Here is a 9,270-nt window from a genome sequence, read left to right as displayed (position 1 = left end):
CAAGAACATCCTGCTCAACGAAGGTCTGCGTGCCTGGATGGCGCCTGCCGACCAACCGCACGAAAACTTCATCTTCCCTGAAGAGGTGCTGCCCCGCGGCAACGCGCTCTGACCCCTTCCCAAGGTTCTCCAGCCCCCTTCCATGGGGGCTTTTTTCATGGCCCCTTCGATGGCCCGAAAAGCTGGTTACGATGACCTCGTTCCGTCAGCAGTGACGTGGTGATCGACGGAAACGCCTGATCGGAGTGCGCCCCATCGTCGGGCCCGGTGAGCCTCCCCTGCTGCCACGGCATCGGTGGGAATCCTGCTTGGTTCAGCTGGTGTGGTGCCCGTCTCCCTCGGTCGTCTTCCGTCCTTGCCGCAGGCGTCGCCGGCTGGCATCCAACCCACAGGAGGAGGTGTCCATGACCCCAAGTTGTCCCATCCAGGGTCTGCAGATCGCGGAGAACGCCGGCTGATCACGGCCGCTGAATCCTGATCCATCGGTTCCGCGCCAGAGCGGACCCGGCGAGAGCCCCCGAGACCGTGGTTCCAGGTTCCCCTGGTACCCCCGGTGTCGGGGGCATCGTTCATTCCGGCCTGGGCCTCAGCACGTCCCGGATCACGGGCGCGGCGAGCCGCACCGCCTGCTTCGAGGGATGGGAATGTTCGTCCCGGTAGAGGATCTCGCCACCCCGGGCCCGATAGGTGCAGGACCCCTCGGGGCAGAACAGGTCGAACAGGTCGACCACCTGCAGCTTCCCCTGGCTCTGCAGTTCGCCCAGCAGGTCGTCGAGGGGCTGGCGTCGCCGCAGGGATTCCGCCCGATCCGGCATCTGGCAGGGGCCGCCGAAGGGGGAGAACCACTGGGGCACGGCACTGGCGGGGTGGCAGTTCGCCTCCCGGGCGAAGGGCAGGCCGTTGAGCACCGCCAGGCGCACGCCGCGCTCGGCCAGGCTGGCGGAGAAGTCGCTGAGGCCCACCCGCAGGGTCTGCAGGATGAGCCGGCTGCCCGGCCCCTGGCTGGGCGGCGAGAACATCACCATGTCGTTGACGAGGAACACCCAGTCGCCGGGGCGCAGCTGGGCCACCAGCCCTGGCACCACCCGGTTCCAGTAGGCGCGGTTGGTGGCGGCGAAGGGGCCGCCGCCGCCGAGGGCGGCGAAGTTGCCCACCGGTGAGGCGGCCCAGGCCGAGGTGATCGTCACCGCGTAGTCGTCGGTGGCCACCAGCTCGTCGAAGGCGCCGGCGAAGGAGGCCGAGAAGGAATTGCCCACCACCAGCACCCGGTGGCGGGCCGTGGCGAAGTCCCCGAGGGTGCAGGCCTCGATGGCAATGGTCTTCGCCGCTTCACCGTCGTTGGCCAGCACGCAGGGCGACCCCTGCCAGGTTCCGGCGGCACCCGCCACCCGATAGGGATCGACGAGCGATTCCACCCCCATGCCGGCGGGGATCGGGTTGCGTCCGGCGTACAGGCTGAACGGAGGCAGGTTGTCGACACCGATCAGCAGCCCGGCCCCGGCCGCCAGGCCGCCCACCCCGATGGCGATGGTCTGGTCCCGCCGCGGGGCCCAGCTGGCCTGCCTCAGGGGTTTTTCCACCCAGCGGTAGGAAGCCAGCGACAGGAGCACCATCAGGCCGATCTGGAACGGCAGCGACCACCAGTGCAGGCCGATCGTCCAGCGGCTCAGGGACAGCACCCCCCAGTGCCAGAGGTAGAGGGAATAGGAGATCAGCCCCACCCCCACCAGGGCCGGCAGGCTGAACAGCCGGTGGGCGGCGGTCCCCTGCCGCAGGCTGGCGATCAGCAGCGTGGTCAGGACCACGGCGGCCACCGTGGCCGGCACCGCCCAGGTCAGCGGCAGCAGCATCACCCCCACCAGGCCCAGGGCCGCCGCCATGGGCGGCAGGCGGCCCAGGCCCCTGGCGGCGGCCGGCCAGACGCCGCCGAGGCAGAACAGCAGGGAACCCGCCCCCATCTCCCAGAGCCGCGGCGGCATCAGGAAGTAGGCGGCGGCCTGCTGGGTGGGATAGAGCTGCACGAAGGCGATCAGCGACGCCAGCGAGGCCACGCCCATCACCCCGAACAGGGCCCTGTGGCCCCCGGCTCCGGGGCGGGCGAAGCCCGTCAGCCAGGCCACCAGGGGCAGCAGCAAGTAAACCTGCTCCTCCACCCCAAGCGACCAGGTGTGGGTGAAGGGGTTGAGCTTGGTGGCGGTGCCGAAGTAGTCGGTGGCCTGCCCATGCAGGTAGACGTTGGAGAAGCCGAACAGGGCGCTGATCCCCGTGCGCAGGGCCGTATGGGGCCGGGGGATCACCAGGCAGGCCAGGATCCCCACCACCACCACGAAGACCAGCAGGGCCGGCACGAGCCGTTTCAGGCGGCGGCTGTAGAAGCCGAGCAGGAGATCGCCCAGGGAGCGGGCCGGACGGCGCGTCAGGGACCCGGTGATCACGAAGCCGGAGATCACGAAGAAGATGTCCACCCCCAGGTAGCCGCTGGGCAGCAGCCGGTCGTCGATGTGGTTGAGGATCACGGCCACCACGGCCAGGGCCCGCAGGCCGTCGATCTCGGCCCGGTAGCCGGCCCCGGAGGAGAGGGGGGTGTCGCTCACGCCGCCATCGCCTCGCCATCGTCCCGATGGCGGCCCAGCACCACCAGGCCCACCGCGGTGGGCAGCAGCACGGTGCACACCCGCAGCACCAGGGTGACCGCCAGCGCCGCCGGTCGCTCGACCCCGAACGCCACCGCCAGGCCGATGGCCGTGGCCTCCGCGGTGCCGACCCCCGCCGGCAGGAAGGAGAGGACCCCGCCCAGGGCCATGGCGGTGCGGATCACGGCGGCCTGGGTCAGGGCCAGGGGATCCCCCTGCAGCTGCAGCAGGCCCATCAGCGCCGACGCTTCGATCAGCCACACCAGGGCCGCCAGGGCGGTGCCCACCAGCAGGGGCCAGGGCCGCAGCAGCCGTCGCAGCCGGCCCACCGCCCCGAGGGCCTCCCGCAGCAGCCGGGTCAGTCCGTGCCAGCGCCGGTGCGCCGGCAGCCGGTCGAGGAAGGCCTCCAGGCGCCGCAGGGCGGCCGGATGGGTCAGCAGCCAGGCGCCGATGGCCAGGGTTCCGCCGCCCGCCACCAGGGCCGGCAGGATCCGTCCCCCGAGCCCCCAGGCGAGCACCAGCAGGGCTCCGGCCAGGTCAGTCACCCGCTCCGCCAGGGTCACCCCTACGCCGACCTGCATCGGGATGCCGTGGCGGCGCTGCAGCCACAGTCCCCGCAGGGCCTCGCCGCTGCGGCCGGGGGCGGCGACCAGCGCCAGGCCGGCGACGTAGATCCGGCTGCTGGGCCGCCAGGCCAGGGGGTGCCCCAGCTGCCGCAGATAGAACTGCCAGCGCTGGAACAGCAGCAGATAGCCCACGGCCACCATTGCGGGCACCAGCAGCCAGCACCACCAGGGCAGCGCCCCCAGGGAGCGCATCACGTTGGCGAAACCGAACCAGATGCTGAGCCCCAGGTAGAGCGCCAGGGTCGCCACCAACCCCAGGAACCAGCGCTTCTTCATCGGCGGCCTTGCCGCTGGCGGGGCGGCGGCGGGACGGACAGCCACGCGGTCATGGGGTGAAGCGCAGCTTCTGCGCCGCATACAGGCACATCCTCGCCAGGATCAGCCCCTCCTTCACATGGGCGATGTTCGAGCTGCCGTAACTGCGCTCCTGGTACCGCACCGGCACCTCCACGATCTTGAGGTTGAGCTTGGCCGCGCCGAAGAGCAGATCGAAGTCGCCGAAGGGGTCGAAGTCGCCGAAGTAGGCACGCCCGGCCTTGAGCCGCTCGTAGTCGGCCTTCCAGATCACCTTGGTGCCGCAGAGGGTGTCCTTGAGCCGCTGGCGCAGCAGCCAGGAGAAGGCCGCGGCGAAGAAGCGGTTGGCGGCCGTGTTCAGCGGCGGCATGGCGGCGCTGGTGCGGGGATACACCAGCCGGCAGCCGTTGACGAACTCCCCCCGGCCCTCCGCCAGGGCCTTGTAGAACCGGGGCAGATCCTCGGGGCGCACGGTGAGATCGGCATCGAGGATCATCAGCACCTCCCCCTCGGCCTGATCGAAGCCCAGCCAGACGGCGTCGGCCTTGCCGCGGCCGCTCTGGCGCAGGGCCCGAAGTTGCAGCGGGCCGCTGTAGGAGCCGCAGACCCGCTCGATCTCCGCCCAGGTGGCATCGGAGGAGTGGCCCTCCACGAACAGCACCTCGGTGGCCGACCCCAGCAGGGGCATGCGGTCGATGGCGGCGGCGATGTTGCCGGCCTCGTTGCGGGCCGGGATCACCACGCTGACGCTGGGGCGGCGCTGGGCCGGGGTGGCGGGCCGGGCCACCAGCCAGTGGGTCAGCCCGAACTGTTCGAGCAGCGGCAGCTGGCTCAGCCAGCGGTTGGCCAGGGGGGTCAGCAGGGGGATCCGGCGGGGCAGCAGGCAGCGATGGCCCTGCTTGAGCACCTCCCAGCCGGCCAGATCGAGCAGGTTCTGCACGTCCCTGGGGGTGAGCCAGCTCTCGGGGGGCTGGGGCTGACGCAGGCCCACGCCTTCAGCCGCCTTGAGCAGGGGCTGCCACAGCCAGTTGTGGAAGCTCACCACCAGCCGGGTGCGGTCATGGCAGAACGCCGCCAGCCGCTCCATCACCCCCTGCACGTCCTCGAGGGTGTTGAGGGTGTTGGCCAGCAGGATCACGTCGAAGGGAGCGCTCTCCCCGATCACCTCCGGGTCGAGGGTCGCCGCCTCGGCGCAGACGATCCGCAGGTTGGGGTGGGCGGCCTGGGCGGCGGCGGCGATGGCGGGGTCGCGCTCGATGCCCACGCCGTGGCCCGGGTGGGTGGCCGCCAGCAGATCCCCCAGGCCGCAGCCGATCTCGAGCACCCGCAGACCCGGGGCGACCAGCAGCTGGTGCAGGCGGTCCAGGTCCTCGTAGTAGGCGCGGTTGCGGCGGTGGAACCGCTGCAGTCCTTCCGGCTGGAGCGTGCCGTTCATCGCAGCAGGGCCAGGGTGCCCGCCACATCGAGCCGCAGGCCGCTGGCCACGGCCCGCAGCGTCCGCAGGGTGCGGTTGCCGGGGTCGAGCCGGGCGGCGGCATCGAGCGCCACCTGGGCCTGGCCGGGGTGGAAGCGGTAGAGCTGCACGAAGCCGAGGGCCATCAGGGCATGGGGATTGGTGGGTTCGAGGGACACGATGCGCTGCAGCGTGTCGACGGCCCCATCGGCGTGCCGCTGCAGCGCCTGGGCCAGGGCCAGACCATAGAGGTCCTCCAGATCGGCTTCCCCGGGGTCGGCGCCAGTCTCCTGCAGCCTGGCCCGCAGCAGCCGCTCCCCCTGGGAGAGGTAGATCTGCTGGGGGTCCCGCTGGTTGATCTGCCCCACCTGCCGGAACAGCCGGTCGAGATCGCCGTTGCGCAGCAGCCTTCCGAGTTCGACCAGCTGGTCGATGCGGTTGGGGGGCGCCCCGGCGTCCATGGCCTGGGCCCCCTTGCCCTGGGCCTCCGGGCTCTGGGCGCTGACGCCGGCCACCGTCAGCGTCAGGGGGGCGCTGCGAAGGGGCAGCGGCCGCCCCTGGCGGTCGAGGGCCCGGGCCCGGAGCCGGTAGGACCCATCGGGCAACCCGACCGGCACCACCAGGGCCAGCCGTTCCTGCACCTCCAGGCAACCGCCGGGCGCAGCGCGCACCATGCCCTGGCCGATGCCGCGGTCATGGCGCCAGGTCGGCACGCCGGCGGCGGCGGTGTCCGGCCGCCAGTCGAGCAGCAGCAGGCCGTCCCGCAGCTCGGCCGCCGGCCCCCGCAGCCGGCTCACCAGCACCGCCCCGCTGCCGGGCCGCAGGGGGGGCGGCGGTTCGACGGCCAGGTTCAGGGCAAGGCCCCGCCCCGGCCCGCAGGCCACCGGGAGCACCTCCAGGCCCAGGGCGCGCCGCCCGAACAGCTCGGCGCTGCTGCCATCCGGCAGGGGCCAGCGGCCGGCGGCCTGGAAGGCGGGTGATCGCCGCACCAGGCCGTCCAGGGCGGCCTGGCGTTCATCGCTCATCACCCCCTGGTCGCCCCCCTTGAGCAGGAACCAGTCGAAGCCGGCCAGGTCGCCGTCGAGCTGGTCGACAGGCGCCACGGTCTGGCGGGCGGCGACGCGGAACTCCTGGCGGCGCCCTTCGGCGTCGAGGTTGAAGGCGTTCAGGCCCTGGCTGTCGGGGAGCACCGCCAGGGTGGAGAGCTGGTGGGGACTGCGCTGGCGGATCGTGGCCACGATCGCCTCCAGGGGCCAGGGGGGGCCGGCGACGGGTGGCCGCGGCGGAAAGGCGGTCGGATTGGCCGCCAGGGCGAACTGGCTGGCCAGCGCCCCCCAGATCCCGAGCGCCACCACCGCCAGCCTCCAGACGGGCGTCCAGCGGCCGGCGGCCGCGGCCAGCACGATCCCCAGGCCGAGGCACAGCTGGGGAACCAGGGGCAGCACGAAGCGGAAGTCCTTGGTGCTCATCAGGGTGGCCAGCAGCAGGGCACCGAGCGGAAAGCTCAGCCACCAGGCGAGCCGCCGCCAGGGCAGGGCGCCGGCAGGGACGCCGAGGTTTCGCCACCAATGCAGCGCCCCCCCCGCCACCACCACCGCCACCAGGGCGGCCCCGGCCATGGTGGGCAGCAGGCGGGGGTAGAACAGCCAGCCCGCCAGGGTGTTCGCCTCCAGACCGTCCTGATACAGGACGCCCCACTGGCGGGCCTTGTTGACCGTGGAGAGGATCGTCAGCCAGTTCTGGCTCCACCAGGGCCAGGCCACGGCCGTCGCCGCCGCCGCCGCCAGCAGCGCCTCGGCCAGCCGGCCGAAGCGGGCCCTGGGGCCCGGCCGGCCCCGCCGGAGCAGGGGCGCAAGGGCCCGCCAGGCCAGGGCCAGCAGGGGCAGCCAGAGCATCACCAGACCGGTGGGGCGTGTCAGCACCACCGCCCCAAGCCCCAGGCCGCCGGCCAGGCTCCAGAGCCAGGGGCGCCGGGGGCGGCCCAGCACCCGCACCGTCAGCAGCCACCAGGTGGCCGTGAGCACGGCCGTCAGGCTGAAATCGATCAGGTAGTCGCTGCGCTGGTTCAGCAGGGCCGGCGCGACGGCGCAGAGGAAGGCGGCCCAGAGGCCGGCCGCCCGCCCGCGGGCCAGGCGTCCCAGGCCGTAGAGGCTGCCCAGGAGCAGGGCCTGGAAGAGGCTGTTGGACAGGATCGCGCTGCCATAGCCGGGCCCCAGCAGGCTGAACACCGGTGCCGTCACCAGGTAGGTGAGGGGTCCCCGGTAGGTGGGCGTCTCGGCCCAGAGCCGTTGCCACCAGAGTGGATCGAGGGGCGCCGCCTCACCGAGCACCTGCCAGACCCCCAGGGCCCGGCTCAGGTGTTCCCCCTGGTCCCAGGCCGGTGGCTGGGCGTGGCGCTGCAGCCAGAGCCCATCCAGGAGCACCCCGGCCAGCCACAGCCCCAGCAGGATCCACCCATCCCGGCCCCGTGTCCGTCTCATCGGGCCGCTCCCGGTGCCTGGGCCAGCACCCAGGGCTCCAGTTCCTGGGCCTGCAGCCGCACGGACCATCCGGCCGGCAGCTCACGGCGCCGGATCCACACCCGCTCCCCGGCGGGCACCCCTTCCGCCGGGCCGATGCGGGGCGTGAGCTGGGGGCTGGCCAGGGCCACCAGGATCAGCCGGGCATGCTCCTCGCCGCTTAGGGGGGCGCCGGCCACGGCCGCGATCGGCCCGGCCGCCAGGGCCTCCTTGGCCCCAGGGCGCTCCAGGGCCTGCCGTTGCCGGGGGCTGCGATCGCTGAACAGGCCGGCCTGCACCAGCAGGGCCAGGGCCAGCCAGGGACCCACCAGGAGGGCCGCCAGCCGGCGGGAGCCGGTGCGGCACCAGGGCACCAGGGCCCAGGCCAGCCCCAGGCAGCCCGCCGCCAGCGCGAACAGCTGCGGAGCAGGAGCCAGGTCCGCCACCCCATTGGCCACCAGCCGGCCGGCCGGCGCCCCGGGCCAGAGCACCGCCACCGCCGCCAGGACCAGCACCAGTCCCAGCCCCCCGAAGCCGAAGGCCGCCCCCCGGGCCCAGCGGCCGGCGCCGGCGCTCCAGGACCGCAGGCCGGCCGTGGCCGCCAGGGCGACAAAGGGGGTGAGCTGCAGGCCGTAGTAGGGGGTCTTGGTGCGGAAGGCGCTGAGCAACAGCAACATCAGCAGCGGATAGAGGAGCAGGAGCAGGCGCCGGGACCGCTCCAGCGGTCCGGCCAGCCAGCCCCACCAGCCCGCCAGGGCGAACAGGCTCCAGGGGAAGGTGTTGGCCGGCAGGTTCCACAGGTAATAGAGCGGGCCGGCGCTGTAGACGTCACTCTCGGAGAGGTAGAGCAGCTTCTGCCACAGGCCCGCCACCACCGGCAGGCCCAGCACCCGGAGGCTCAGGCCCAGCCAGAGCGCCACCGGCAGCCAGCCCAGGGCGAGGCCGAGCCAGAAGCCCGGCCGCCGCAGCACGGTGCGGCGCTCCAGCAGCAGGAAGGGCAGCAGGGCCACCACCGGCAGCGCCACCATGAAGCCCTTGATCAGGAAGGCCGGGCCGATCCAGGCGCCGGCCAGGAACGGCCAGGGCCGCTGCGGAGCCTCGCCGGCCCGCAGCAGGGCCAGGATCCCCAGCAGTTCCAGGGCCAGCAGCGGCATGTCCTGGCTGGCCAGGTGGGTGTAGTCGAGCCAGAGGGGAGTGAGGGCCAGCACGGCGGCGGCGAGCCAGCCGGCTCCGCCCCCGCCCAGCAGGCGCCCGGCCAGGTCGGCCGTGAGCAGCAGGCAGGCCACGGCGGCGAGAAGGGACGGCAGATGGGCCGACCAGGGGCCCACCCCCGGCAGCCGGCCGGCCGCGGCGATCAGCCAGGGCAGGCCGATGCTGCGATCAAAGATCACCTGGTCCCACCAGGGGGGACCCAGCCACTGGCCGCTCGTGGCCATCCAGCGGGCCTGCAGGGCGTAGTAGCCCTCGTCGTGGGCCAGGAAGCTGCGCGGCGCCGCCGTCAGCAACAGGGGCAGGAAGGGCAGCGACGCCCACAGGGCCTTCATGGGCGGCACTCTGGCAGCACCCTCGGGTACCGGACGTTGTGTTTTCTGGCACATGGACCCTGGATGGCCATGTCCACTTGGGGGATCCTTCGTTTGGCGCATTGCGCCGCTTCCGTGTGAGGAACCCATGAAACTCTTCCAGCAACTGCTGGTTGCTCCTGCAGCTCTCGGCCTGCTCGCCCCCGTGGCGGTTCAGGCGGCTGAGCTCAACATCGACAGCGT

General features: G+C 72.8%; 5 protein-coding genes and 1 pseudogene. 1 reads left to right on the top strand and 5 read right to left on the bottom strand.

All coding sequences use genetic code 11. The features are described 5' to 3' along the window. Window positions 1–112: pseudogene (locus KUG39_RS14830) on the top strand (photosystem II D2 protein (photosystem q(a) protein)); the annotation flags it as partial. 457 nt (window positions 113–569) lie between these two features. On the opposite strand, the gene KUG39_RS17625 reads toward KUG39_RS14830, so the two are convergent. From KUG39_RS17625 to KUG39_RS14805, 5 genes are read right to left on the bottom strand one after another with little or no spacing between them, the layout of a single operon-like run. Then, window positions 570–2,594, bottom strand: a complete 2,025-nt coding sequence (locus tag KUG39_RS17625) for an acyltransferase family protein (protein WP_216916043.1) — start codon at window positions 2,592–2,594, stop codon at window positions 570–572. Next, complete coding sequence (locus KUG39_RS14820; protein ID WP_353617399.1) at window positions 2,591–3,580, bottom strand: lysylphosphatidylglycerol synthase transmembrane domain-containing protein; 990 nt, start codon at window positions 3,578–3,580, stop codon at window positions 2,591–2,593. Before KUG39_RS14820 ends, KUG39_RS17625 begins: the two co-directional genes overlap by 4 nt. 4 nt (window positions 3,581–3,584) lie before the next feature. After that, the gene (locus KUG39_RS14815; RefSeq protein WP_190612584.1) at window positions 3,585–4,988 is read right to left on the bottom strand and encodes a glycosyltransferase; all 1,404 of its coding nucleotides are present in this window, start codon (window positions 4,986–4,988) and stop codon (window positions 3,585–3,587) included. Then, window positions 4,985–7,486, bottom strand: coding sequence for a glycosyltransferase family 39 protein (locus KUG39_RS14810; protein WP_216916041.1), 2,502 nt, complete (start codon window positions 7,484–7,486; stop codon window positions 4,985–4,987). Before KUG39_RS14810 ends, KUG39_RS14815 begins: the two co-directional genes overlap by 4 nt. Further along, window positions 7,483–9,048 carry an ArnT family glycosyltransferase gene (locus KUG39_RS14805; RefSeq protein ID WP_216916038.1) on the bottom strand — a complete coding sequence of 522 codons (1,566 nt, stop codon included), beginning with the start codon at window positions 9,046–9,048 and terminating at the stop codon, window positions 7,483–7,485. Before KUG39_RS14805 ends, KUG39_RS14810 begins: the two co-directional genes overlap by 4 nt. Window positions 9,049–9,270: the final 222 nt, after the last annotated feature.

It is taken from the genome of Synechococcus sp. CCAP 1479/10, assembly GCF_019038515.1.
GTDB lineage: Bacteria > Cyanobacteriota > Cyanobacteriia > PCC-6307 > Cyanobiaceae > Cyanobium.
Note: the sequence above shows the minus strand (reverse complement) of the source record. Positions and strands in the feature narration are given on the sequence as shown.

What these genes read in the sequence shown, in the direction of transcription:
- KUG39_RS14805 (WP_216916038.1), bottom strand. Translation starts at nt 9,048, where the DNA reads ATGAAGGCCCTGTGGGCGTCGCTGCCCTTCCTGCCCCTGTTGCTGACG.
- KUG39_RS14815 (WP_190612584.1), bottom strand. Translation starts at nt 4,988, where the DNA reads ATGAACGGCACGCTCCAGCCGGAAGGACTGCAGCGGTTCCACCGCCGC.
- KUG39_RS14810 (WP_216916041.1), bottom strand. Translation starts at nt 7,486, where the DNA reads ATGAGACGGACACGGGGCCGGGATGGGTGGATCCTGCTGGGGCTGTGG.